25 protein-coding genes are annotated in these 23,962 nt (G+C 32.4%); 6 read left to right on the top strand and 19 right to left on the bottom strand.

Annotation, left to right across the window (positions count from 1 at the left end; all coding sequences use genetic code 11):
• Window positions 1-77 precede the first annotated feature (77 nt).
• The 7 genes from dnaK to gpr all read right to left on the bottom strand — a co-directional run bounded on the left by dnaK (window position 78) and on the right by gpr (window position 8,665).
• On the bottom strand, window positions 78-1,901 hold the full coding sequence (gene dnaK, locus BED47_RS19980; protein WP_069035092.1) for a molecular chaperone DnaK: 1,824 nt from the start codon (window positions 1,899-1,901) through the stop codon (window positions 78-80).
• Window positions 1,902-1,994: 93 nt separating this feature from the next.
• Complete coding sequence (gene grpE / locus BED47_RS19985; protein WP_069035093.1) at window positions 1,995-2,555, bottom strand: nucleotide exchange factor GrpE; 561 nt, start codon at window positions 2,553-2,555, stop codon at window positions 1,995-1,997.
• A 57-nt stretch (window positions 2,556-2,612) separates the two neighbouring features.
• On the bottom strand, window positions 2,613-3,641 hold the full coding sequence (gene hrcA, locus BED47_RS19990; RefSeq protein ID WP_069035094.1) for a heat-inducible transcriptional repressor HrcA: 1,029 nt from the start codon (window positions 3,639-3,641) through the stop codon (window positions 2,613-2,615).
• Between the two features lie 199 nt (window positions 3,642-3,840).
• Entirely contained in the window at window positions 3,841-4,977 is a 1,137-nt protein-coding gene (gene hemW / locus BED47_RS19995) for a radical SAM family heme chaperone HemW (RefSeq protein WP_069035095.1), read from the bottom strand.
• Window positions 4,978-5,261: 284 nt separating this feature from the next.
• Window positions 5,262-7,082, bottom strand: a complete 1,821-nt coding sequence (gene lepA, locus BED47_RS20000; RefSeq protein WP_069035096.1) for a translation elongation factor 4 — start codon at window positions 7,080-7,082, stop codon at window positions 5,262-5,264.
• Between the two features lie 109 nt (window positions 7,083-7,191).
• Entirely contained in the window at window positions 7,192-7,542 is a 351-nt protein-coding gene (locus BED47_RS20005; RefSeq protein WP_069035097.1) for a hypothetical protein, read from the bottom strand.
• A 22-nt stretch (window positions 7,543-7,564) separates the two neighbouring features.
• Complete coding sequence (gpr, locus tag BED47_RS20010) at window positions 7,565-8,665, bottom strand: GPR endopeptidase (RefSeq protein ID WP_069035098.1); 1,101 nt, start codon at window positions 8,663-8,665, stop codon at window positions 7,565-7,567.
• 219 nt (window positions 8,666-8,884) lie between these two features.
• Between gpr and rpsT the strand changes: the two genes are divergently transcribed.
• Complete coding sequence (rpsT, locus tag BED47_RS20015) at window positions 8,885-9,151, top strand: 30S ribosomal protein S20 (protein WP_069035099.1); 267 nt, start codon at window positions 8,885-8,887, stop codon at window positions 9,149-9,151.
• 98 nt (window positions 9,152-9,249) lie between these two features.
• On the opposite strand, the gene BED47_RS20020 is transcribed toward rpsT, so the two are convergent.
• A complete protein-coding gene (locus tag BED47_RS20020) occupies window positions 9,250-10,059 on the bottom strand; it encodes an aminoglycoside adenylyltransferase domain-containing protein (protein WP_069035100.1) in 810 nt (269 codons plus the stop codon).
• A gap of 188 nt (window positions 10,060-10,247) precedes the next feature.
• Window positions 10,248-11,255 carry a DNA polymerase III subunit delta gene (gene holA / locus BED47_RS20025; protein WP_175403530.1) on the bottom strand — a complete coding sequence of 336 codons (1,008 nt, stop codon included), beginning with the start codon at window positions 11,253-11,255 and terminating at the stop codon, window positions 10,248-10,250.
• A 208-nt stretch (window positions 11,256-11,463) separates the two neighbouring features.
• Here holA and BED47_RS20030 point away from each other — a divergent pair, with 208 nt between their 5' ends.
• On the top strand, window positions 11,464-11,598 hold the full coding sequence (locus tag BED47_RS20030; RefSeq protein ID WP_069035101.1) for a YqzM family protein: 135 nt from the start codon (window positions 11,464-11,466) through the stop codon (window positions 11,596-11,598).
• A 39-nt stretch (window positions 11,599-11,637) separates the two neighbouring features.
• On the opposite strand, the gene BED47_RS20035 is transcribed toward BED47_RS20030, so the two are convergent.
• Together BED47_RS20035 and BED47_RS20040 are read right to left on the bottom strand one after the other, a co-directional pair.
• Window positions 11,638-13,977, bottom strand: a complete 2,340-nt coding sequence (locus tag BED47_RS20035) for a DNA internalization-related competence protein ComEC/Rec2 (protein ID WP_069035102.1) — start codon at window positions 13,975-13,977, stop codon at window positions 11,638-11,640.
• A gap of 11 nt (window positions 13,978-13,988) precedes the next feature.
• Window positions 13,989-14,606: a ComEA family DNA-binding protein gene (locus BED47_RS20040; protein WP_069035103.1), complete on the bottom strand. Its 618-nt coding sequence runs from the start codon at window positions 14,604-14,606 to the stop codon at window positions 13,989-13,991.
• A 90-nt stretch (window positions 14,607-14,696) separates the two neighbouring features.
• On the opposite strand from BED47_RS20040, the gene comER reads away from it, so the two are divergent.
• The gene (comER, locus tag BED47_RS20045) at window positions 14,697-15,512 is read left to right on the top strand and encodes a late competence protein ComER (RefSeq protein ID WP_069035104.1); all 816 of its coding nucleotides are present in this window, start codon (window positions 14,697-14,699) and stop codon (window positions 15,510-15,512) included.
• Window positions 15,513-15,632: 120 nt separating this feature from the next.
• Here comER and BED47_RS20050 read toward each other — a convergent pair whose 3' ends face one another.
• The 7 genes from BED47_RS20050 to BED47_RS20080 are packed head-to-tail and all read right to left on the bottom strand — an operon-like array spanning window position 15,633 to window position 20,119.
• The gene (locus BED47_RS20050; protein WP_069035105.1) at window positions 15,633-16,376 is read right to left on the bottom strand and encodes a class I SAM-dependent DNA methyltransferase; all 744 of its coding nucleotides are present in this window, start codon (window positions 16,374-16,376) and stop codon (window positions 15,633-15,635) included.
• Complete coding sequence (rsfS, locus tag BED47_RS20055; protein WP_069035106.1) at window positions 16,373-16,729, bottom strand: ribosome silencing factor; 357 nt, start codon at window positions 16,727-16,729, stop codon at window positions 16,373-16,375. Before rsfS ends, BED47_RS20050 begins: the two co-directional genes overlap by 4 nt.
• A gap of 4 nt (window positions 16,730-16,733) precedes the next feature.
• Window positions 16,734-17,309: a bis(5'-nucleosyl)-tetraphosphatase (symmetrical) YqeK gene (gene yqeK, locus BED47_RS20060; protein WP_069035107.1), complete on the bottom strand. Its 576-nt coding sequence runs from the start codon at window positions 17,307-17,309 to the stop codon at window positions 16,734-16,736.
• 37 nt (window positions 17,310-17,346) lie between these two features.
• Complete coding sequence (gene yhbY / locus BED47_RS20065) at window positions 17,347-17,637, bottom strand: ribosome assembly RNA-binding protein YhbY (RefSeq protein WP_069035108.1); 291 nt, start codon at window positions 17,635-17,637, stop codon at window positions 17,347-17,349.
• Entirely contained in the window at window positions 17,631-18,467 is an 837-nt protein-coding gene (gene aroE / locus BED47_RS20070; RefSeq protein ID WP_069035109.1) for a shikimate dehydrogenase, read from the bottom strand. Before aroE ends, yhbY begins: the two co-directional genes overlap by 7 nt.
• Window positions 18,468-18,491: 24 nt before the next feature.
• Window positions 18,492-19,601, bottom strand: a complete 1,110-nt coding sequence (gene yqeH / locus BED47_RS20075) for a ribosome biogenesis GTPase YqeH (protein WP_069035110.1) — start codon at window positions 19,599-19,601, stop codon at window positions 18,492-18,494.
• Window positions 19,598-20,119 carry a YqeG family HAD IIIA-type phosphatase gene (locus BED47_RS20080; protein WP_069035111.1) on the bottom strand — a complete coding sequence of 174 codons (522 nt, stop codon included), beginning with the start codon at window positions 20,117-20,119 and terminating at the stop codon, window positions 19,598-19,600. The genes yqeH and BED47_RS20080 overlap by 4 nt, the downstream gene beginning before the upstream one ends.
• A gap of 239 nt (window positions 20,120-20,358) precedes the next feature.
• Here BED47_RS20080 and BED47_RS20085 point away from each other — a divergent pair, with 239 nt between their 5' ends.
• Window positions 20,359-20,520, top strand: coding sequence for a sporulation histidine kinase inhibitor Sda (locus tag BED47_RS20085; protein ID WP_407920533.1), 162 nt, complete (start codon window positions 20,359-20,361; stop codon window positions 20,518-20,520).
• A gap of 128 nt (window positions 20,521-20,648) precedes the next feature.
• On the opposite strand, the gene BED47_RS20090 is transcribed toward BED47_RS20085, so the two are convergent.
• Complete coding sequence (locus tag BED47_RS20090) at window positions 20,649-21,428, bottom strand: phosphatidylserine decarboxylase (protein WP_069035112.1); 780 nt, start codon at window positions 21,426-21,428, stop codon at window positions 20,649-20,651.
• A gap of 289 nt (window positions 21,429-21,717) precedes the next feature.
• Here BED47_RS20090 and BED47_RS20095 point away from each other — a divergent pair, with 289 nt between their 5' ends.
• A complete protein-coding gene (locus BED47_RS20095; protein ID WP_069035113.1) occupies window positions 21,718-22,335 on the top strand; it encodes a GTP pyrophosphokinase in 618 nt (205 codons plus the stop codon).
• 864 nt (window positions 22,336-23,199) lie between these two features.
• Window positions 23,200-23,961: a CPBP family intramembrane glutamic endopeptidase gene (locus BED47_RS20100; protein WP_069035114.1), complete on the top strand. Its 762-nt coding sequence runs from the start codon at window positions 23,200-23,202 to the stop codon at window positions 23,959-23,961.
• Window position 23,962 lies beyond the last annotated feature (1 nt).

Below are 23,962 nucleotides of genomic sequence, written 5' to 3' on the forward strand. Positions count from 1 at the left end.
AAAGTTAAAAACCAAACTTTTTCCGTTATTGTTCTTATGCTTGTCGGGGCTGACCGAACGCCTTCCACTTTTCGTTATTATTTTTCGTCCTTAACTTCAGTAAACTCAGCGTCTACTACATCGTCTTGTTTCGCTCCGCCTTCAGCTCCACCTGCAGCTTGCTGTGCAGCAGCAGCTTGCTCATAAAGCTTCATTGATAAAGCTTGAACGATTTCAGAAAGAGCATCTTTCTTCGTACGGATATCATCTAAGTTACCAGCTTCTAAAGCTGCTTTTAATGCGTCTTTAGCTTCGTTAGCTTTTGTAACCTCTGCTTCTTCAACTTTTCCTTCAAGATCTTTTAAAGTTTTCTCTACTTGGAATACTAATTGATCAGCTTCGTTTTTAAGATCTACTTCTTCTTTACGTTTTGCATCTGCATCAGCATTTAATTCTGCTTCTTTTACCATGCGTTCTACTTCTTCATCACTTAAACCTGAAGAAGATTGAATTACGATGTTTTGTTCTTTTTGTGTACCTAGGTCTTTCGCACGTACTGTTACGATACCATTTTTGTCGATATCGAATGATACTTCAATTTGAGGAATTCCACGTGGTGCTGGTGGGATATCCGATAATTGGAAGCGACCTAATGTTTTATTGTCATTAGCCATTGGACGCTCACCTTGTAGTACGTGAATGTCTACAGCAGGTTGATTGTCAGCAGCAGTTGAGAAAACTTGAGATTTACTTGTTGGGATTGTTGTATTACGTTCGATTAACTTTGTAAATACTCCACCCATAGTTTCGATACCTAATGATAATGGAGTTACGTCTAGTAATACTACGTCTTTTACATCACCAGTTAATACTCCACCTTGAATTGCAGCACCTAATGCTACTACTTCATCTGGGTTTACACCTTTATGTGGTTCTTTTCCTGTTTCTTTTTTGATTGCTTCTTGAACAGCAGGAATACGAGTTGAACCACCTACTAAAATGACTTTATCAATTTGACTAGCTGTTAAGCCAGAATCCTTCATTGCTTGACGAGTTGGGCCTAAAGTTCTTTCTACTAAGTTGTGAGAAAGCTCTTCGAATTTTGCACGAGTTAAGTTTAACTCTAAGTGTAATGGACCAGCTGCACCCATGCTAATGAATGGTAATGAAATTTGAGTTGAAGTAATACCTGATAAATCTTTTTTCGCTTTTTCAGCAGCATCTTTTAAACGTTGTAATGCCATTTTATCTTGGCTTAAATCAACACCATTTTCTTTTTTGAATTCAGCTACTAAGTAATCAATGATAACTTGGTCGAAGTCATCTCCACCTAAACGGTTGTCACCAGCTGTAGCTTTAACTTCAAAAATTCCATCTCCTAATTCAAGGATTGAAACGTCGAATGTACCGCCACCTAAGTCATAAACTAAGATTGTTTGGTCTTCATCCATTTTATCTAAACCGTATGCTAATGCAGCCGCAGTTGGCTCATTGATGATACGTTCTACTTCTAAACCAGCGATTTTACCAGCATCTTTAGTTGCTTGACGCTCAGCATCATTGAAGTATGCAGGTACTGTAATAACTGCTTTCGTTACTGCTTCACCTAAATAAGCTTCAGCAGATGCCTTTAAGTTTTGAAGAATAATTGCAGAAATCTCTTGTGGAGAAAAATCTTTACCTTCAATGTTTTCTTTATGTGTAGTACCCATATGACGTTTAATAGACATGATTGTGTTAGGGTTTGTAATTGCTTGACGCTTTGCTACTTCCCCAACTTGACGCTCACCATTTTTGAACGCAACAACTGACGGAGTTGTACGTCCACCCTCTGGATTCGGAATTACTTTTGGCTCTCCACCTTCTAATACTGCGACACAAGAGTTAGTTGTACCTAAGTCAATACCAATAATTTTACTCATTGCATGTTCCTCCTAAAATTTACATAAGTTATATTTTAGTTTTAAAAAATAATTTTATATTTATGTTAGCGATTTAAATAGACGCTTAACTAATTACTCGTTTACTTTTACCATTGATGGACGAATTACTCTGTCCTTTAGCTTATAGCCTTTTTGGAATTCTTGTAAAACTTCATTAGATGGCTTAGAATCATCACTTTCTTGCATTACAGCTTGATGGACATTCGGATCGAATTGTTCACCAAGTGCTGGGATTTCTTCTACACCTTCTTTTTTCACAGCTTCAACAAGTAAACGGTAAACCATTTCCATACCTTGTTTTAAAGAAGCAGTTTGCTCGTCTGTTGCTTCAACTTGTAGTGCACGTTCGAAATTATCTAGTACTGGTAATAAATCAGTTACTAAGCTTTGCGCACGATAAGTCATTAAAGATTGTTGGTCTAAAAGTGCACGACGTTTATAATTTTCGAAATCAGCATGTAGACGTAGGTACTTATTTTCCTTCTCATCTACTTCAGCACGAAGTTTTTGAAGCTCTTCTTCAGCAGAATTCACATTGTCAGTTTTCTCTTCTGTAAAGATTGAAGGCTCTTCAACAGTAGTTTCTTCATTCACTACTTCTTCATTTAAAAGTTCTTCCTGACGTTCTGTCATGTCACCTTCACCTCCTATTTTTTTATATGTAATCCATTGTTTCTTTTCACAATGGATTTATTCAACATCCTTAGATGAAAATAATAAATTCAATTGCCCTGTTATTAAATGCATTAATGAGATTACTCGGGAGTATTCCATTCGAGTTGGTCCTAATACTGCGATTGTACCAATTTGATCTTCACCTAATGAATAGGTTGCGCTAATGATACTTACATTTTCTAAGCCAGACTTTTCATTTTCCTTACCAATTTTGACACTTAAACCCATCTGTTCAAAAGGAATAATACTTTTTAGTTCATCCTGCTTTTCAATCATGTTTAACAAAACTTTCATTGTCTCCACATTATGAAATTCTGGTTGAGCTAAAATATTCGTTTTTCCACTTAAAATCAGCTTTTGTTCAATCGGTACGTCAATAGTGCCACCAATCATCTTAATAACACTCTCATAATTCGAAATATGCGTACGTAAAATCATTGCAATTTCTTTATAAAGTTTGTCATTTATTTGATGAATTGGAACATTTACTAGTCGCTCATTTAATATATTTACCATTTTCTCAATATCACTCATAGACACACCAGGTGGTATAGTTACTGTTCGATTTTTAACAATACCTGTGTCCGTCACAATAATTGATACTGCTGTATTAGGTCCTATTGGAATAAGCTGAATATTTTTAAGCTTATTTTCAGTAACTTTTGGTCCCAGTGCAATTGTTGTGTAATTTGTTAAATCAGAAAGTATATCAGCTGAATTTTTCACAAGCTTTTCTATTTCAAAAATACGCTCGGCAAAAATACCTTTTATCGAACGAACATCATCGTCATTAACAATTTGTGGTGATAATAGATGGTCTACATAAAAACGATACCCTTTTTCAGAAGGGATTCGACCTGCAGAGCTATGAGGCTTTTCAATATAACCAAGTTCCTCTAAATCAGCCATCTCATTTCGTATCGTTGCTGAACTAAATGAAATACCTTCCTTTTTAGATAAACTCCTTGAACCAACAGGTTGTGCCATGCGAATAAAGTCATCGATAATAATTTGGAGTATCAATAACTGTCTTTCAGTCAACATGTTTATCACCTCTATTAGCACTCTTATCTAGTGAGTGCTAAATATATTATTAACTTAACAAATCCTTTATACGATGTCAAGAAGTTAAGGGCAGGAATAAAGAAGTACAGAATTAATGGATTAAGAAATAGTAAATACATCAGATTGATCTATTCTCCCTTATCTAATCCGCTTTTCCTGCTGCTTACATTTACTGCTTTTATAGTAAAAATGCTTGAAATACTTCGTTTCCTAGTAACTTTCCTTTGTGGGATAATCGAAGATATTCTCCATTCATCTCGACTAATCCATCCTTCATTAGTTTTTCAATTACGTTCGGAAATACTTCATTAAAGTTTGAACCAAATTTTTCTTGGAACTTTCTTTCCGAAACTCCCTGCATTTTACGTAGTCCTAAAAACATTTCTTCTTCCATTTTTTCTTGCTTCGTTACCGTATGCTCATGAACAATTGGGACTCCAGTATCATCGATCAACTGGAAATATTTCTTTAATGGTCCTGCGTTTGAATATCGAATTCCATTAATATAGCCATGTGCTCCTGCACCAAATCCAAAATACTCTTCATTATTCCAATAAACAAGATTATGCTTACTTTCTAAGCCATTTTTTTCAAAATTGCTGATTTCATATTGATGAAAGCCATTTTTCTCTAAATAGTTCATTAAAAAGTCATACATAGCCGCTTCATCTTCTTCTGGGGCTGGTTTAAGCTTGCCCCTATTCATTTCTATGTAAAAAACCGTTTTTGGTTCAATAATTAATGAATATGCTGAAATATGTTGAATCGGTAACTTCATTGCTTTATCTAAAGAATCAACGAATTGTTCCATTGTTTGACCAGGTAATGCATACATTAAATCCAGATTAATATTATCAATTCCAACTTCTTTGGCAGTTTGAATTGCTTCTTCTATTTCATTTGGTGAATGTGTTCTTCCAATCTTTTTCAGTAAACCTTCATCAAATGTTTGCGCTCCAAAACTAATTCGATTCACACCACCATCTTTTAAAATCTGAAGCTTCTCTTTTGAAATTTCATTCGGATTACTTTCAAAAGTCATTTCGATTTCTTTATTCCCTTTAATGATGTGTTTATTAATCATATCAACTAACGTTTGAGTTTGGGGCAAAGTTAATGCTGTAGGTGTTCCTCCACCTACAAAAACTGTTTTCAAATCTATAATCGGATTTCTTTTTAAACTTTCAACAATTTCTTTCTCTAGATACTCTAAATACTGATCAACCGGCTGTCGGTCCATCATAAATTTATTAAAATCGCAGTAGTAACAAATCTGCTGACAAAATGGTATATGAATATAAACGGAAGATGCCATACCTTCTCCTCTTTTCTATGTGAAAAGCCCCTGATCCAATACCATCTAAGGTGCAGATTCAGGGACTTTTGTTGATTTTAACTTTTATGATTGTATATTTTCTTATGATATTTGTCTAATTAATCGCTTTACTATTATTTATCATTATTTACATCTTACTTTTTATTAATAACAATTTGAGTAAAAAATTATCAATCTAAAATTTATAAATGCCACCGCAAATAAATTACGGTGGCATCTCTAGATAATCATCAATTCTATAATCGATGAATTCCTATTGATTATTAATCATCCATACGTAAAACAGCCATGAATGCCTCTTGTGGAACCTCTACAGATCCAACAGCTTTCATTCGCTTTTTACCTTCTTTTTGCTTATCTAATAGCTTACGTTTACGAGAGATATCCCCACCGTAACATTTTGCTAAAACGTTTTTACCCATTGACTTAATTGTTGAACGAGCAACGATTTTTTGTCCGATTGCCGCTTGAACTGGTACTTCGAACTGTTGTCTTGGAATAAGTTCTTTTAATTTTTCAACGATAATTTTCCCACGATCATAAGCAGCGTCTCTATGAACGATAAATGATAGAGCATCTACTTGTTCACCGTTTAATAAAATATCCATTTTCACAAGTTTAGAAACTTTGTAGCCAATTAATTCATAATCAAATGATGCATAACCTTTTGTACTTGATTTTAATTGGTCAAAGAAATCATAAACAATTTCAGATAATGGAATTTCGTAAGTTAACGTTACGCGGTTCGCATCTAAATATTGCATATCGATAAAGTTTCCGCGTTTCTTTTGGCAAAGCTCCATGATTGCTCCAACAAAGTCATTTGGAACCATGATTTTTGCTTTTACATAAGGCTCTTCTACTCGATCAATTGATTGAGGGTCTGGCATATGAGCAGGGTTATCAACGATAATCATTTCATCTTTTGTTGTGTAAACATTATAAATAACACTTGGTGCTGTTGTAATTAAATCAATTTTGAATTCACGTTCAATACGCTCTTGAATGATTTCCATGTGTAATAATCCTAAGAATCCACAACGGAAACCAAATCCTAAAGCTTGTGAAGTTTCTGCTTCAAATTGTAAAGCAGCATCATTTAATTGAAGCTTTTCAAGTGCATCACGTAAATCATTATATTTAGAAGTATCAATTGGATATAATCCACAGAATACCATTGGATTTAATTTACGATAACCTGGTAGTGGCTCAGTTGCTGGATTCTCCGCAAGGGTAATTGTATCACCAACGCGAGTATCTCCAACATTTTTAATAGAAGCTGTTAAGAAACCTACGTCACCTACAGTTAATTCATCTCGTTGTGTTGTACGAGGAGTAAACACTCCAGCTTCAACTACTTCGAATTCTTTACCTGTAGCCATCATTCTAATTTTTTGCCCAACTTTTACAGTACCTTCTACGATACGAATATAAGCTACAACACCACGGTATGGATCGAATAATGAATCAAAAATAAGTGCTTTTAAAGGCGCATCTGGATCGCCTGTTGGAGCAGGTACTTTTTCTACGATTTGCTCTAGAATTTCTTCTATTCCGATTCCTGCTTTAGCAGATGCTAATACCGCTTCAGATGCATCTAATCCAATTACTTCTTCAACTTCTTGTCTTACACGTTCAGGCTCTGCACTCGGTAAGTCAATCTTATTAATAACTGGTAAGATTTCTAAATCATTGTCTAAAGCTAAATATACGTTCGCCAATGTTTGTGCTTCGATACCTTGTGCAGCATCAACTACAAGAATTGCGCCTTCACAAGCTGCTAAACTACGTGAAACTTCATAAGTGAAGTCGACATGTCCAGGTGTATCAATTAAATGAAGAATATATTCTTCTCCATTTTTAGCTTTATATTGTAACTGCACAGCATTTAATTTAATGGTAATTCCACGTTCACGCTCTAAATCCATTGAGTCTAATAGCTGAGACTTCATCTCACGCTGAGTTAATGCATTTGTTTTCTCAAGAATTCTATCTGCTAATGTAGATTTTCCATGGTCAATGTGTGCGATGATTGAAAAGTTTCTAATTCTCTTTTGTCTTTCTGATCTTGACTCTTTATTCATTTCATCACTCCTAAATTTCTCGACAGCATAGATAGTTTTGATTATATCAAAAAAATAGGGAAATATTCAATCTCTATTAGCAGTATATGTCGAATGAAGTTTAGAAGGTCTAATTAAAGCTATCAATAATAGAAGGAATTTTTTCAACAATCTTAACCCCTTTTTCAGTTACATACGTAACAAAATGGGATAGTCCTTTACCAACAACTGTAAAATAATTAAATGCCCCTAATCTTTCTAAATGATCTTCTCTAATTGCTAGTCCTTCTTTCGTGTAATCTTTTCCAAAAAGTACTGGACCAGCTTTCCCATCTTCTTTTGAGATTTTTACTACATCGTCTACATGATAGTAATCAGTCGAAGTAACTTTACTTATTCCGTCTTTCGCAACTTGCATACAAGTAATGATTGTTATCGAAAAAATAATGATTAGCGTAAAATACCGAACCATATATTTCATTTGTTTCTCCTCACTTTAAATATTAATGAGTATATGAGCCAATATTGTCTTGATTAATTTTAGAATGCAGAGCTGCGTTCATACCGCCAGCAATAATATTTGCCATATCTTCAATAAATGTATCCACTTCTTTTGGTGTAACCATTAAGTTATGACCGAGTGGTGATAGTACCTCATGAATTAATTTTCGTTTTTCATTCTCTTCAAGTGTTCCTACAATCCCCATAAATGCCATTCGTTCCTTTTCATTAGGCATATCTTCATCGGTATACTTTTTCTTTTCTCCAAATGCCATTCCTGAAGGGATTAACGCTTTAGCAGGCTTGTCTCCCTCTTTTATTTCTCGTCCAAAATGTTTTAAAATGAAGTCAATTGTATCACTTGTAATAGCAACAGCATCAACAACAGTTGGAACGCCTATAGCAATTACTGGAATACCCAGTGTTTCTTTGCTTAACTCTTTACGTTTATTTCCTATTCCAGAACCCGGATGAATACCATTATCTGTAATTTGGATTGTTGTATTAACTCGCTCAATGGACCTAGCTGCAAGTGCATCGATCGCAATGACAAAATCTGGTTTTACTTTATCAATGACACCTGAAATAATATCGCTCGTTTCAATACCAGTTATCCCCATTACACCAGGGGATAGAGCACAAACTGGACGATAACCATCTTGTACACTCTCAGGCTGTAATTCAAAAAGATGCTTCGTAACAACTAAATTTTCAACAACCATTGGACCAAGTGCATCAGGCGTCACATTCCAATTTCCTAATCCGACTACTAAACAAGTTTGGTCTTCAGTAATGCCTAAATTTTTTAGGAATGCAGAAAACTCGTTTGCAAAAACTTTTTCAACCTTTTCTTGAAGTTCAGTATCTTGTTCACGAATACCTTGAACTTGAAGTGTTAAATAATTCCCTGGCTTTTTACCAATTCTTTCAGATGCCGATTCTTTAATATGAACATGAGAAATACTTACACCATCTTCTTCACGTTCTTTAACGATTACGCCGGTAATTTCTTCCTTAGATTGTTCACGCTCCTCGAGCATCTCTTTTGCCTCTACTGCTAAATCTGTTCGAACACTATATTGACTTAAATCTAACTCACTCATTTATCTAGCCTCCACAATACTCATCAAAATTTAACAATTCTCTTCTTAACTAGTTTAGCTAGATGTTACCAATTCTAAACGAGTTGTTTATTTTTCTTTTGAAAAGGCGAAAATAGCTTTATGAATTCTATTGCCAAATGGGACTTGTTTTGATAAAATAAGTTTTGTTCTATTTGTATTCGAGGCAAATTTCTCGACTGCATTCGGGAGGTGAAAGGTATGCCAAATATTAAATCAGCTATTAAACGTGTAAAAACAGCTGAAGCTCATCGTGCTCACAACGCATCTCTAAAATCAGAAATGCGTACTGCAGTGAAAAATGTTGAAGCTTTAGTTACTAATAACGAAACTGAAAAAGCGCAAGAAGCTTTATTAACTGCTTCTAAAAAATTAGATAAAGCTGTTAACAGCAATCTAATCCACAAAAACGCTGCTTCACGTCAAAAGTCTCGTTTAGCTAAAAAAGTTAACGCTATGAACGCGTAATGAATTAAATGGTGTCTCATCTGAGACACCATTTTTTCGTGCAATAAAATTACAGCTAGACGTTTTTTTAAATTTTGTAATCGATAGTATGTTATACCTTATCGAATAAGTTTATTACATTCTTTAATCATAAACTCCATATAGTCAATTGCATCTTTTCTTCTTGTAAAAATAGATTTGTAATATGATTTTTTATTATCGGTTCGTAATCTCATTGATTCCTTAATAATCTTATGCCACCTTTTGGGTACCGCCTCTAAAACATATTCACCTGCTCCTACTTTCGATGTAATATCTTTTTCTTTAAATGTGTAATAAAGTCGAGAAACTCCCAAAATTCCCCATTCAATACTTCTTAAACTTACAAATAAACTTAAGTATTTAACTGTAGGGAACTTCTTACTGTTTTTTAACCAGCTAAGCCAATATGAATTAAGATTATCTCTCATATTAGTTTGTATTGTATCCCAGTTTACCGAAATATCTACATGATCAATATTTAGCCCTCTTACAGCTATTCCGTATTTTTTTAATTGAAAAGCATCTATGGAGTTGATTTTAAATTTATGTAATCCTTGAAACTTCCCATCATTGAAGCGAATACATAAATTTCCTTCTTCGTTTAAGGACTCGATATCTTCATTAAGAATATACCACCCATCCAAAATTGAATTAGGAAACTTCCTATGTACATCTTTATGAATTTCTTTCAGTATAATTAAATCGTCATCTGATACTTTGCGCTTAACAACAGCAATAAAATCGATATCACTAAATCCATTCTTAAAAGCACCTAAAGTAATCGATCCATAAAGATAAAAAGAATGAATTAAATTGGGTAACTTTACATCTAAATAATGAAAGTATGTATCTAATACAACGTTTATTTCTTTAGGAATTTCCTTCATACACCCATCCCCCAAATACTACTTCTTGGTAAATATTAACAATTACTACATTATAACAAATTGTAAAAGTTGTAGACTGAATTTCGTATTCTTTTTATAACACAAAAATGGCAGTCCATTTAACGCTATCGGACTGCCGTTTGATTTGTTATTTAATTATAATACTCATTCAAGAACTGGATTTCTTACTATTTTTTATTTAATTGAAGAATCAACATTTCAAGGATCATTACCTTATCTCCTTGACCAGTCTTCATTTTGTAATCAACTTCAGCAATTAATCGTATTGCTTCTTTCAATTCACTTGTTTGAAAGTTATTCGCTTGCTTTTGTCCATAAAACACTCTTCCTGGTGATACACCTACTGAAGAGGCAATTTGATTATTTGAATATCCACTACTAGATAATTGTTTTATTCCGTACAATAATCTAAACTGACTAGCTAATAATGAAACTATTTTTATCGGTTCTTCACCTATAAATAATAATTCATGAAGGATTTTAAGTGCCTCAGTTGTCTGTCTTACTGCTGTTTTTTCTATAAGAGAAAAAACGTTTTGTTCAATGGTTTTTGCTACCATCATCTCTACTAGATCAGCATCCACTTCTCCTTCATTCCCGATAAACAATTGTAGCTTCTCACATTCAAGTTTTAGAATTGATAAATTATTTCCAACGAGTAATTTTAATTGATCAATTGCTTCTTTCGTTATCGTTACATTCCCAGCAAACTGCTCTTTAATCCAGCCGTCTAAATTACTCGTTTCAACAGGATGACATTCAACTAGCTCTACTTGTTTTTTTATCGCTTTTGTTACTTTTTTCCGCTCATCCAATTTTTCAAAAGGAGCAACAAAAACAACAGTAGTAAAAGGTGCAGGATTTTCAATATAATCAAATAGTGGTTCTATATCTTGTACAATTTTTTCTTTTTGAGCTGTTAAAAACAAACATGATTTTATGATGATGACTTTGTTTCCACCGAAAAAGGACGGTGTTTGTGCATCCTCAAGAGCTTCACTTAAATAAGACTCTTTTAAATCATATGTTTGATAGTTAAAATCATCAATTTCTCCTTGTAAAGCTGCTTTCACGATTAAGTTTTCTGCTTCTTGAAGTAAAAAATCTTCAGTACCTACCAATAAATACATTGGAGACACATTCTTTTTCAATTTTTTATGTAAATCATTAATCATGTTTTGCACCTCTACACTAATTTTCTTAGTATAGTATAACATGTCCTACATGAGAAGGAAGAGATTAGTAAATACTAATCTCTAATTTATATTAACGTTTTAAATAAAGACCCGGTTTCTTCATTTAAAACGGTATAACTAAACAAACATACTATGGATTTTTTAGTTATATTGATTTATACTAAAATTGAATTAGGAGGGGTTATTTGTGAATACTTTTGAAAAAAATGTTCAAAGCAAACGTAATGATTCAACAGATTCTGGCGTTGGCTTTGCTGTTTCATTTGGTTTCTTCGCTACTCTATTTATCATCGCAACAATTGTGGAGTATGTTACGCGATAATACATAGAATCAAATGACTGGACTGCCTCGGCAGTCTTTTTAATTTCCTTCTTGGTTTCTGTTATTTGTTTTACGATATGCTTTAAATGTATATATGGTACCTTGTCCACTTTTAAATTCATAAGTTATTGCCCCAAATTCATCAGTACGTAAGATTTTAACATTGTACTTTTTTAATCGATCAATTACTTCTTTTGTCGGATGACCATATCGATTTTTTTCTCCAACTGAAATAATGCCAATTTTAGGCATAACTGCTTTAATAAATTTTTCGGAAGTAGATGTTTTACTCCCATGATGCCCTATTTTCAAAACATCTGACTTTAAATCAGGATATTTAGAGATCAATCGATTTTCTCCATTTTCATCTAAATCACCAGAAAACATCCAACTCTTCCCGCCTATTGCTGCCTTTAAAACAATTGACCCTTGGTTTTCCTCACCTTCATAGTCTTTAATTGGCGAAATCACTTCAAAATAATCTGCACTGATTTTCCAACTCATACCTTCGCTTATTTTTTTAATCTCGACTCCTTTTTTTATGGCTATATTCATTCTTTCTTTTTCTGCTGAAGTAAATTTTGTCTTGTCACCTACGATTAATTGTTTTACATTAAATGACTGTAGTACCTCTTTTCCACCTCCAATATGATCAATATCACCATGTGTAAATATTAATTTATCTATTTTACTAATACCTTCTCCTTTTAATATCGGGATCAATAAATCATTGCCAGTTGAAAATGGTTTTTTACGCTTCATCCATGTTTCTTCTTTTCCAGTTAACTTTCCTCCAGTATCAATTACATAATTCCCTTTATTAAAAGGTAATTTTATAAGTATACAGTCACCCTGACCTACATCTATAAACATAATCTTGCCAACAGGATTAAGAAAGGGATATAACAAATGCCCGAAAATAAGAATAAAAAATCCAATCAGGCAATTCATCAATAATTTCTTCTCTTTCTGTGTTTCCATAAAGTATAAAATTAAAAATATTAGCACGATATATATAATCAGAATTCCTTTTGAAGGATGTATAAAAATCAACTTAATAAACGGTAATTGCATGCAAATACTTAATAATTTATCTGACATGTTAATAAAGAATGATAATAGTAATGTTAACATTTCGCTAATTTCTAAATTAATAAAACTTAAACCAAAACAAAAAATACATAGTGGCATTATAATAAAACTAATATAAGGAATGAAAAGTAAGTTAATTATTATACTGTATGGTGATAATTCGTGAAAATTAAAAAGTAATATAGGGATTGATACTAATTGGGTAATACTCGATGTAAATAGAGCCCTTGCATACCAAGATTTGTAATTTAAAATTTGTTCAGAAGTTAAAATTAATACAAAACTCGTTACAAAGGAAAATTGAAATCCAATATCATCAATATAATTTGGTTTTGCAAATAACATGATTATACAAGAAGTGAATAATAATGAAGTAATGTCAACTTTCATTTTTGCTAACTTGTAGAAGCAAACTAGAACACCAATAATAACTGCCCTGACAACTGATGCTGAAGCACCTGCTAGAAAGCCGTAGGACATAATACACAAAATTGTTATAAATAAGCTGCTTTCCTTTGTTACACCAAATCTAATTAATAAAAAATAGATGCCAAGACTTAATAAACTAATATGCGAACCACTAATCGCAAGTAAATGCACAATTCCAACTATTTGATATTGAGATTCTGTTATTGCATTCATTTTTGAACGTTCCCCAAATAGTAGAGCATTAATATAACCTTCTGTATTAGAATTAAAATTAACCTCTACATATTTAGTTAAGGCATGTCGACTATAATTTATTGATTGAATGATGGTTCGTTTTCCATTTTTACAATCCCCTAATTCATCTGGATTAGTAGTAATAATCCAGTGAATCCCTTGATTTAATAAATACTTCTTATAATTAAATAAGTATGGGTTCGAGCTTTCTAAAGGCAATTCAACCTCACCTTTCACTTCACATATTTCACCTATTTTTCTTTTTTGAAAAACTTTTAATTGTTCTTTTGTATTAGCAAAACTATTTAGTAAGATTTCTTGATTTTGGAGTTTATATGTAAACGAAACCTTATTACCATCTATTATTGGAGTAGAAGTGATTTCACCACGAACATTTGCTGAGGGCTTTGGTTTAGGGGAATTCATATTATTGTTTTGTAGGTAACATATACTAGACGTAATACTTAGCGAAATAATACAAATCAATAAAAGGAGCCATTTTTTCTTTCCAACTAAAAAAATCATTAAAATGAGTAATATTAATATAAAGAATAAATTAAAACTGTTAAAAAAGACAATTGTTAGTATTTGTACAAAAATAATATAAGCCAGATAAATACTCATATTAATTTAATTTAGCGAATGACAATATACTGAGTCATTTTTTCAAGGGATTTTTTTCCGATTACATTTACAGATTCTAATTGTTCTACTGAAGTAAATGGTCCGTTTATATCAATATAATCTAAAATATTTTTAGCTTTTGCTGGACCAACACCTGGAATTTTTTCCAATTCTGACTGTGATGCATGGTTTATATCAATCGTATCATTTTGTTTAGTTTCTTCTTCCTTTTTAGTAATTAGAGTTTGATCGGTTTCTTCACCAACAAACGGTACATAAATGACCATCTCGTCAATTATTTTTTCAGCTAAATTAACTTTATTAACATCAGCTTTTTCTTTAAATCCTCCCGCCAATCTAATCACGTCAAAAACACGTTCTCCTTCGTTACATCGGATTACACCTGGTTTTTGTATTGCACCTTTTACATCAACCATAAATACTTTCGAATTCACTGGCTTACTAACTTCTTTTTTCTGCTCATCGTTCTTTTTTACTATTTCTTCTTCAAGTGATTGCTTTGCAAAAACTACTTCATTTTTACGCTCAGTTTGATAAAAATTCACGACTAAAATACCGACAATTACGAGGCAAATCCAAACTAATTTATTATGAATTAACTTTTTCATTATTAGTCCTCCATTTTAACTTATATCATTATTTTCTACCTTGCTTCATATAGTGTAGGAGAGAATGTATGCAAAGGAAGGGATGTACTCATGAACGTAGGAATCATAGGTACAGGAAATATGGGCACCATTTTGCTCAATGGATTTATAAAATCAAATGCCGTGAAGCCCTCCGAATTAACTGTTACAAACCGTTCAATGTATAAAGCTTATGAGCTAAAAAATATATATCCTGATTTAAATGTTGTTGAGACAGCCAAAGAAGTAATTACGGCTTCAGAAATTGTATTAGTGTGTGTAAAACCTTTAGAAATTCAACCACTATTATCATCTTTACAAAAACATTTCACTAAAAAGCATTGTGTTATCTCGATCACTAGTCCGATTAATGTTGAACAATTAGAGGCGATATTACCATGTCAAGTTGCACGAGTTATTCCAAGTATTACGAATCAAGCTTTGAGTGGTGTAACTTTAGTCAATTTCGGGAAGAGGTGTACGGCCAAAAGTAAGGAACAAATAATCGAACTTTTTTCAAACATATCTAAGCCAGTCATGATTACAGAAGACATCACAAGAGTTTCATCAGACATCGCAAGCTGTGGACCCGCATTTTTTAGTTACTTGCTGCAAAAATTTATCGATGCGGCTGTTTGTCAAACCTCAATATCAAAAGAGCAGGCAACGATTTTAGCAGAAGAAATGATTATTGGTTTTGGAAAACTAATTGAACAAAAACATTTTACGCTTGAAACACTTCAAGAAAAGGTATGTGTAAAAGGTGGAATAACTGGTGAAGGTATTAAAGTATTAGAAGCACGAGTAGGAGATTTATTCGAAGAAATTTTTGAAAAAACACATGATAAGTTTGATAAGGAAATTGAGCGAGTAAAGGAACAATTTTGATTAACTTAAAAATGATTATACCGCTTTACTCCATTCGTAACAAAAATATAAAATACAATTTTGTACGACTAATAAAGTAAAAAAACCCTTTAAGAAAAGGAATTTTCTTAAAAGGGTTTTTTATTTTTTCATTGCTATAAAAAAGATTCGTTCAGAAGTATCATCTACAGCTTCATCGAAATCTGCTATGATTTCTTTCACTTCAAATCCAGTTTGATTTAACAATGATGTATACGTATTTATTGGAAATGTTCTTTGATTGTGATACTCTTCGAAGCGTTCATATAAATCACGATTTTCTTCTTTCATAAAGAAAACTAAATCATGTTCAACGCTTAATGGATGTTCCCCTTGCGTACAAGACCAGACTAAGCTTAACTCTGCATCATCAATAAAGAATGTCTCTTCACCAAAGATTTCTTCAATTTTATAAGGAGAATGGACATCAAATAAAAATAAACCATTATCTTTTAAGCTTTCATTTACTCTAATAAAGGTTTGTTTTACTTGATCTTCTGTTTCTAAATAATTAAGTGAATCACAGAAAATCGTTACACAATCTAATTGATTAAACCCTTCTAATTCCACCATATTTTGTTGAAAAAAAGGGATATTAACTTTTTCTAGCTCTGCTTTTGCCATTGCGACACTTAACATTTCCTCAGATAAATCAACCCCGCTAATTGAATAATTCAATTTTGCCAATGAGATGGGTAATGTACCTGTTCCACAACCAATATCTAAAATTGAAGGCTGAAGCATTTCATATTTTTGAAATACATCTTCTAGAAATTGAACCCATCTTTCATATGGGACATCATTCATTAATTGATCATACAAATACGCGAAGCGATTGTATGTCATGAAAGAAGCTCTCCGTAAACATCAAGAGAAGGTGCATCTCCCCAAAGTTTTTCTAAGTTGTAATAATTTCTTTCGTCACGATGGAAAATATGAACAACAACGTCACCGATGTCTACTAAAACCCAACGAGCTTCGTCAAATCCTTCTAAGCGTTTAACATCTAGACCATTTTGTTGAGCTTGATCTTTCACTTCTCTTGCAATAGCCTGAACTTGCTTATCTGAATTACCGTGACAAATAATGAAATAATCTGCAATCGCAGAGATCCCTTTCATATCTAATACGACTAAATCCTCGGCTTTTTTATCGTCAGCAGCATTTACAGCTAGCATCATTAATTCTTTTTCATTCATTCTTTTATTCCCCCTGGCTTTTAACTTGCTTTAATATTGAGTTATATGTTTTAACCGTTAATGGGTAGACTGTTTGTTCTTTATCAATCAAAAATGTAATTGTATTTTTTAATGCAAATAATAAAGCTCGATCTAAATCTTGATCCGCTAATTCACGAGCTTCCTCTACACCTGGAAAACTACGGTTAGGTTCAATATAATCTGCTACATATATTACTTTATCTAATAAATTCATCTCTTTATGACCACTTGTATGATATGTGATTGCTTGTAAAATCTCTTGATCATCAATTCCATATTCATGTTCAGTAAGATATGCACCAACAGGAGCATGCCATAATTCTTTATTGTACTTTAAAAGCTTTAATGAAAGTTTATTTTCTTCCATAATTGATTTTAAGTCCTTAATCGGCATGCACTTTGCGACATCATGGAAAATTGCAGCTAGTTCTGCTTTTTTTACATCCGCACCGTACTTTTCGGCTAGTCTAACTGCAGTTTCCATCACACCAATAGTATGTGTAAAACGCCCGTTCGTTAGTTTTTCTTTTACAAGTGAAAGTGCTTTTTGTTTATCCATTAATCCGCTTCTCCTCTAATTAACGGTATTTTCCATATTAAGGTAGTACGATTGTTTTATTTTCTTCAGACTCTTTATATAAAACAATTGTATGTCCAATTACTTGTACTAGTTCAGCGTTTGCACCTTCAGCTAGCTGATCTGCTACATCATAACGATCATCATCACAATTTTGAAGTATACTTACTTTTAAAAGTTCTCTTACTTCAAGCGCTTCTGAAATTTGCTTAACCATATTTTCATTAACTCCACCTTTACCTACTTGAAAAATAGGGTTTAAGTGATGAGCTTTCGAACGTAAAAATCTTTTTTGTTTACCTGTTAACATTTTGTTCCTCCAAGTTTTCTTTCTAATAATGAGTATGCATCAATCGTATTTGGAAAAATTCCCGTCCACTCTTGAAATGCTAATGCTCCTTGATAAATAAACATCGGTAATCCGTTTTGTATAGTCGCATTTCTTTCTTCAGCTTCTTTTAAGAATACTGTTTTAAATGGGCTATAAATTAGGTCCGATACAATTGCATCTGGTGATAAATTCGTTAGTGCTAATGGCGTACTATTTTCATTTGGCTTCATTCCAACAGAAGTTGTTTGAATGATAAGAGAAAAGTGACCTAAATGTTCTTCAGCATCTGAAATAGACATAATATTAACTTCATTCATCAGCTTACCATCTAGTAGATCTTCTGCTTTTTCTAACGTACGGTTAGTGACTGTAATATGCTTAACACCTAAGTGCAGTAAACTATAAAGAATTGCTCTAGCAGCACCGCCTGCACCGATGATTAAAATCTTTTCATCTTCAATCGGATTTTTCAAAACATAAGATAAGCCTCTACAATAACCGATTCCATCAGTATTTTTACCATAAAGTTTTCCATTTTTATTGATGACAGTATTAACTGCCCCAATTGCTTTTGCTAATGGATCAATTTCATCTAAGTACTGCATAATTTCTACTTTTAGTGGTGCTGTAACATTAAATCCTTTAACAGTTGAACGAAATTCTGTCATAACTGATTTTAATTCTGTTATCCCAACTTCTTTTGCAGAATACTGACCCGAAATATGATTAGAGCCAAACCATTCATTATGCATAGTTGGTGACATTGAATGACCAATCGGTTGACCGATTACATAATATTGGTCTTTCATTTCTCTTTAGCCCCCAATTTATTCTTATATAATAGAATTACGAAGAGTAACAGCTACACCTTTTGGTACATAAGCAACAATTATAGCACCTGGTTCATTCACTGTAATCCAACCTAACCCTGAATAAACTATATCAGTTTTAGCATCCTTTATCATAAATTCATGCTTCACTAATTTTGGAAGCTCCTCTATTTGTTCACCATATGGTGGAACTAATAATTCCCCAGCTTGTCTTTCATATAAATCATCAGCATTTTCTTGTTTAGTACGATGAATTGATAATTCGTTAGAGAAGTGACAAGTAAAAGAACGTCTTCCACCTTCTAAATAATCAAAACGAGCTAATCCACCAAAGAATAATGTTTGTCCTTCATTTAATTGATAAACCATAGGCTTAATTTCTTTTTTCGGTGTAATTATCTTTAAACCTTTTTTATCAACGAAATGAGCCATTTGATGGTGATTAATTATACCTGGTGTATCAATTAGATCACTCTGATCATCAAGTGGTATTTGAATCATATCAAGCGTTGTACCCGGAAAATGCGATGTTGTAATGATATTACTATTTTCTTCACTATAACGTTTAATCATCGTATTGATAAATGTTGATTTTCCAACATTTGTACAACCTACTACGTATACATCCTTACCTTCACGGTACTTCTCAATACTTTCAGCTAATTCGTCGATACCAGTGCCTTTTACTGCACTAATTAAATGAACACCTACAGGTTTAAGTCCCCAACGTTTTGCCGTTCCGCTCATCCATTGCGTAAGCTTATTTTTCTTAACTGACTTCGGAATTAAATCTGCCTTATTACCAACTAATAATATTTTGTTGTTTCCAACGAATCGATTAATTCCATTTAACCAGCTGCCAGAAAAATCAAAAACATCAACTACTTTAATAACAAGACAATCCTTAGAACCTATCCCATTTAAGATACGAATAAAGTCCGAATCAGTCAACTCTACATCTTGAATCTCATTATAGTTTTTTAAACGGAAACAACGTTGGCAAATAATCTCTTCTTTTTCTAATGAAGATGGAGGTGCATATCCAAGCTTGTCCTTATCCTCTGTTTGAATTTCAACTCCACAACCAATACATCTTACTTCTGTATTACTCACTTTTTATCCTCCCATTGTAACAATCCTTGCTTCCTTAAGGATGAAAGAATTCTACGTTCTACCATTCGATTAAATCTTGTCCAAATTCCATCTGTACTTGCAACCGGAACAACTAAAATTGTATGAATGCCTTGACGATTACCACCAAATACGTCTGTAAGCAATTGATCTCCAATCATCACGACTTCATTTGGTTTTAAATTCATTTGTTTATATGCTTTTTTATATGATGTAGCGAGTGGCTTACGTGCACGATGAATGAAAGGAATTCCTAAAGGATCACAAAACTTTCCAACACGCTCCGCATTGTTATTCGATACAACTGTAATTTTAATACCTGCATCATCCATGCTTTTGAACCATTTCGTTAGCTCTGGAGTAGCTAATGGTCGGTCCCACTCTACTAACGTATTATCTAAATCAGTAATAATCCCTTTTATTCCTAAGCCTTTTAAATGCTCAGGCGTAATTGCATAAACATTATTAACAGTTTCACTCGGTAAAAATTTATTAAACATAATTACACCTCAATATATTCTTAAAATCGTTCGACAAATAACTACAATCATTCTAACTGTGGATAAATCTTATACACATTATCCTTAGTCCAAGAACCTACCTTTTCAGAATATATAAACAAATTACCCACAACTTATCCACTTATTTCTGTGGATAAACGAACGATTGTTCTATTTTTAAAAATTTGATACATTAAGTTTAAGAAGAAATTCAAAAAACTTTTCTCACTCGGAGGTGAATGCCCAACCGGGCAAAAAATATGTACAAATTAAATGATGAGTTGTTACTTGAGTCCTACAAAAAAGCTCTAGGTTTACAGCTTGATCCTGCCTTCATTTATTTAATTGAAAAAGAAATTAAACGAAGAGGTCTAGATTACTATATAAAAAAAACATCTTAAACATTTTTATTATTTTCAATATATGCAAATAATACAAGTGAAATAAAAATACAAGCACTCTTTACAATAACAGAAAAAGAACCATCTTTCTATACGATGGCTCCCATTTCGTGAAAAAAAGTGCATACTTAGTGTAATTTACCAAGATTTTGACCAACTCTGATTGCTTGGCCAGATTGAAGTTGCAAATTTGGTGAAAAACTATTAGCTTCAAAAAGTAAAACAACGGTAGAACCGAAAGAAAAATACCCTACTTCTTCACCTTTTTTCAAACGCTTTTCTTTTTTGGTTACTACGATTGTGTTAACAAACATAGCACCAACTTTAATCATCGCAACATGTTTATTGTTTTCAGAGCATAATACTTCTGAAATAACTCGATAATTTTTTGAAAGTGGATCTTTACCATACGTTAATCCTGCTTTATTCACGGGATAAGATTTAGCACCTAATTCGAATTGTGATACAATTTCGCCTTCGATCGGGCTATGTATACGATGATAATGGCTAGGACTTAAATACAATACCATATAATAACCCTCATCATATTTATCTGCCATTTCCTTTGAACCTAACATCTCAATAATGCTATATGTCTTTCCCTTAACGACAAATTTAATATCCATTTCAATTTTCCCACTAGACTCTAACACACCATCTACCGGACAAGCTAATTCACTTTCACCAGCATGAATCGGTCTCGCATTTTGCTTTAATTCTCTAGTAAACAAGGCATGTAAAGTAGGAAAAACAGTCTCTTTACTTTCATCCATATTTAAATTAAACGCTTTAATATAAGGATTAATAAAAACCCTACTAAATCTAGAAGTAGCAAGCCTACGTAAAAGACCCGAAGTAAAGCGATTATTCGTTAACTCTATAAACAAACGATAAAAACTCTGTTTCATCAATGTACTCCTAACTAAAATTATATATATAAATTTATAACATATTATTCCAAAACTAACAAAACACTAAATGATCTTTCTGTCGTTGCTATAAATTGTTTATTCTTCTAATATAACTTGTACTCTCTACTTCTTTAATCCTTATCTAATGATCCTACCATTGCTACCCTTTACCTAAAACACTTAGAATCCCTTAATCTACTTGTCACTAACTGTTCACCAAGATTTCACACTGAGTTCACATTAAGCTGATACAATTACTGATGTAATATACATTAGGAGGTTGCCTATGTTGAAAGATCAAAGCTTAGGTGAATGGACTAACACACTTTTAATATATAAATTTGCGTTAGATGAAATCAATACTAAAATTAGAATTTTAAATGAAGAATTTACTTTAACTCATAATCATAATCCAATCGAACACGTAAAATCACGATTGAAAAAACCTGACAGTATAATAGAAAAACTTGAGCGAAAAGGTTTAGAACTAACTCAATATAATTTGGAAAATTATATGAGTGATATAGCTGGAGTGCGTATTAGTTGTTCATTTATTAGTGATATTTATATGATCTATGAACTATTAAAACAACAAGACGATATTCATATAATAGAAATAAAAGATTATATAAAAAACCCAAAACCAAATGGCTATAAAAGCTTTCATATGATTATTGAAATTCCAATTTTCCTTGCTTCTGAAACGAAGAGAGTAAAAGTAGAAATCCAAATTAGAACAGTTGCCATGGATTTCTGGGCAAGCCTCGAACACAAGATTTTTTATAAATACAATAAAAAGGTCCCAAAAGCAATTATAGAAAGCTTGAATGAAGCTTCCGCAACAGTAAATTCTTTGGACTATAAAATGGAAATGATTAGAGACCAGGTTGAACAGTTGAATTGATTTGGGCAGATTTTTAAAGTCTTAGAAGATAAAAATTTTACTATCTCCCATTTCATTCCTGTAAACCCGAATAGTAAATTAGTATTGAAGAAACAAGGTATATTAACATACCTTGTTTTTAGTGTGTTGAAATATATTGTAGTCAATATAAAAAATACGAACAATAAATAATTTACGATGAAATTGCATTATTTTTATATATGATGATTTTCTATCGTATCTACCTGAAAGACAATTGAATGATAGTATATTTTTTTAACAAACTTGCAAAAATTCAACATAATTAACATCGTTATAATTAAAATATCTTTTTTGAGGGTCACTATTAATAATGATTTGTAAGTCGTGGGTTATCTATCACTTACAATTAGATTAATACAGGGAAATTCATTCGTTTAATAGACTAATCTATTGTTTTTAAGATTATTCTTTTTTATTAAGAAGTTGATTGGAACGAAAGGGTGATCGACTCCTATGGGATTAGCGGGAAGGCTGAGACCCCACAGGCGGAGCCGAGGAGGCTCAGGTCTCGCCCCATGGAAAGCGAGCACCCTGTAGTGGAAATCATAGCACACAACTATTTATAAGAGCTAAAATTAATTGACAAAGTTCCTTTTTAACAGCATGAAAACAAGGTATATTAACATCCCTTGTTTTTTATTTTATAATTTCAAATACTGTTTCAGCTATCATATAATGCACTCATTCTTTCATATATTAAATAACAAAGATTTTAAAAGAATTAGACTCATCTATTCTATTTCTAGTTCTTTCAGCTTTAAATTTAAGATAAAATAGGATATGTTAATATAAATGTAAATAAGAAAGTTTATGAACATAGATCAAAAAATTGGAGGAGCCGATTTGGATAATGAATTAAACTATAAAACAATCATTCCAGAAAATATTCCGAATGAACGTAAGTCCGCCTTAAAAACACTTGCCTACTATTTTTTAATATTTATTGTAGGTTTGAACTTACTAATCCTGATTGCTTCAATATGGGGTATGATTTTTGTTAGTGTTGCGGATATAAACCTTACTGAAAAACAATTTGATAATCTTATAAATACCGTTTCAATTTATTCGGATTCCATTTTTGGTGTCCTCAGCTTATTATGGCTCTATTATTATACGAAGAAAAAAGGACTTCTAACTTTAAGACGAATAAATATAACTGTAATTGACGTTGTTATCGTTTTAGGAGCATATGTGGTTCTTATGGCTTCCTCACAGCTTCTTGATGTTATTTTTCAACATTTCAATTATTCAATTGCTACGCCTGATAACCAAAAAGCAGTGGAAGGCTTATTGCGAACTAATCCAATCCTTATGATTATATCTGCGGTTATTCTTGCACCAATTAAAGAAGAATGGATTACACGTAAGTTAATTATTGGATCAATTTTTAAAAACTCGCCGATTATTGGTTTAATTGTAAGTTCATTTGGGTTTGGTTTATTGCATATGCTTGCTGGTTTTTCAATCTATGCATTACTATCTTATTCTTTAGCTGGTTTAATTTTTGGTATTATCTATATCAAAACAAAAAAAATCGAAGTTACAATTTTTGCCCATTTTTTAAATAACTTAGTTTCAATTATTGCTTTTTTTATTGTAAACTAAC

The organism is Gottfriedia luciferensis (assembly GCF_001712755.1).
Lineage (GTDB): Bacteria > Bacillota > Bacilli > Bacillales > Bacillaceae_G > Gottfriedia > Gottfriedia luciferensis_B.

What these genes read in the sequence shown, in the direction of transcription:
- hemW (WP_069035095.1), bottom strand. Translation starts at nt 4,977, where the DNA reads ATGGCATCTTCCGTTTATATTCATATACCATTTTGTCAGCAGATTTGT.
- aroE (WP_069035109.1), bottom strand. Translation starts at nt 18,467, where the DNA reads ATGAAAGACCAATATTATGTAATCGGTCAACCGATTGGTCATTCAATG.
- BED47_RS20085 (WP_407920533.1), top strand. Translation starts at nt 20,359, where the DNA reads ATGCCCAACCGGGCAAAAAATATGTACAAATTAAATGATGAGTTGTTA.
- BED47_RS20080 (WP_069035111.1), bottom strand. Translation starts at nt 20,119, where the DNA reads ATGTTTAATAAATTTTTACCGAGTGAAACTGTTAATAATGTTTATGCA.
- BED47_RS20050 (WP_069035105.1), bottom strand. Translation starts at nt 16,376, where the DNA reads ATGACATACAATCGCTTCGCGTATTTGTATGATCAATTAATGAATGAT.
- BED47_RS20005 (WP_069035097.1), bottom strand. Translation starts at nt 7,542, where the DNA reads ATGAAATATATGGTTCGGTATTTTACGCTAATCATTATTTTTTCGATA.
- yqeK (WP_069035107.1), bottom strand. Translation starts at nt 17,309, where the DNA reads ATGGATAAACAAAAAGCACTTTCACTTGTAAAAGAAAAACTAACGAAC.
- grpE (WP_069035093.1), bottom strand. Translation starts at nt 2,555, where the DNA reads ATGACAGAACGTCAGGAAGAACTTTTAAATGAAGAAGTAGTGAATGAA.
- BED47_RS20040 (WP_069035103.1), bottom strand. Translation starts at nt 14,606, where the DNA reads ATGAAAAAGTTAATTCATAATAAATTAGTTTGGATTTGCCTCGTAATT.
- dnaK (WP_069035092.1), bottom strand. Translation starts at nt 1,901, where the DNA reads ATGAGTAAAATTATTGGTATTGACTTAGGTACAACTAACTCTTGTGTC.
- gpr (WP_069035098.1), bottom strand. Translation starts at nt 8,665, where the DNA reads ATGAGTGAGTTAGATTTAAGTCAATATAGTGTTCGAACAGATTTAGCA.
- BED47_RS20020 (WP_069035100.1), bottom strand. Translation starts at nt 10,059, where the DNA reads ATGAAGGAAATTCCTAAAGAAATAAACGTTGTATTAGATACATACTTT.
- rsfS (WP_069035106.1), bottom strand. Translation starts at nt 16,729, where the DNA reads ATGAATGAAAAAGAATTAATGATGCTAGCTGTAAATGCTGCTGACGAT.
- hrcA (WP_069035094.1), bottom strand. Translation starts at nt 3,641, where the DNA reads ATGTTGACTGAAAGACAGTTATTGATACTCCAAATTATTATCGATGAC.
- yhbY (WP_069035108.1), bottom strand. Translation starts at nt 17,637, where the DNA reads ATGTTAACAGGTAAACAAAAAAGATTTTTACGTTCGAAAGCTCATCAC.
- comER (WP_069035104.1), top strand. Translation starts at nt 14,697, where the DNA reads ATGAACGTAGGAATCATAGGTACAGGAAATATGGGCACCATTTTGCTC.
- lepA (WP_069035096.1), bottom strand. Translation starts at nt 7,082, where the DNA reads ATGAATAAAGAGTCAAGATCAGAAAGACAAAAGAGAATTAGAAACTTT.
- BED47_RS20090 (WP_069035112.1), bottom strand. Translation starts at nt 21,428, where the DNA reads ATGAAACAGAGTTTTTATCGTTTGTTTATAGAGTTAACGAATAATCGC.
- holA (WP_175403530.1), bottom strand. Translation starts at nt 11,255, where the DNA reads ATGATTAATGATTTACATAAAAAATTGAAAAAGAATGTGTCTCCAATG.
- BED47_RS20095 (WP_069035113.1), top strand. Translation starts at nt 21,718, where the DNA reads ATGTTGAAAGATCAAAGCTTAGGTGAATGGACTAACACACTTTTAATA.
- BED47_RS20035 (WP_069035102.1), bottom strand. Translation starts at nt 13,977, where the DNA reads ATGAGTATTTATCTGGCTTATATTATTTTTGTACAAATACTAACAATT.
- rpsT (WP_069035099.1), top strand. Translation starts at nt 8,885, where the DNA reads ATGCCAAATATTAAATCAGCTATTAAACGTGTAAAAACAGCTGAAGCT.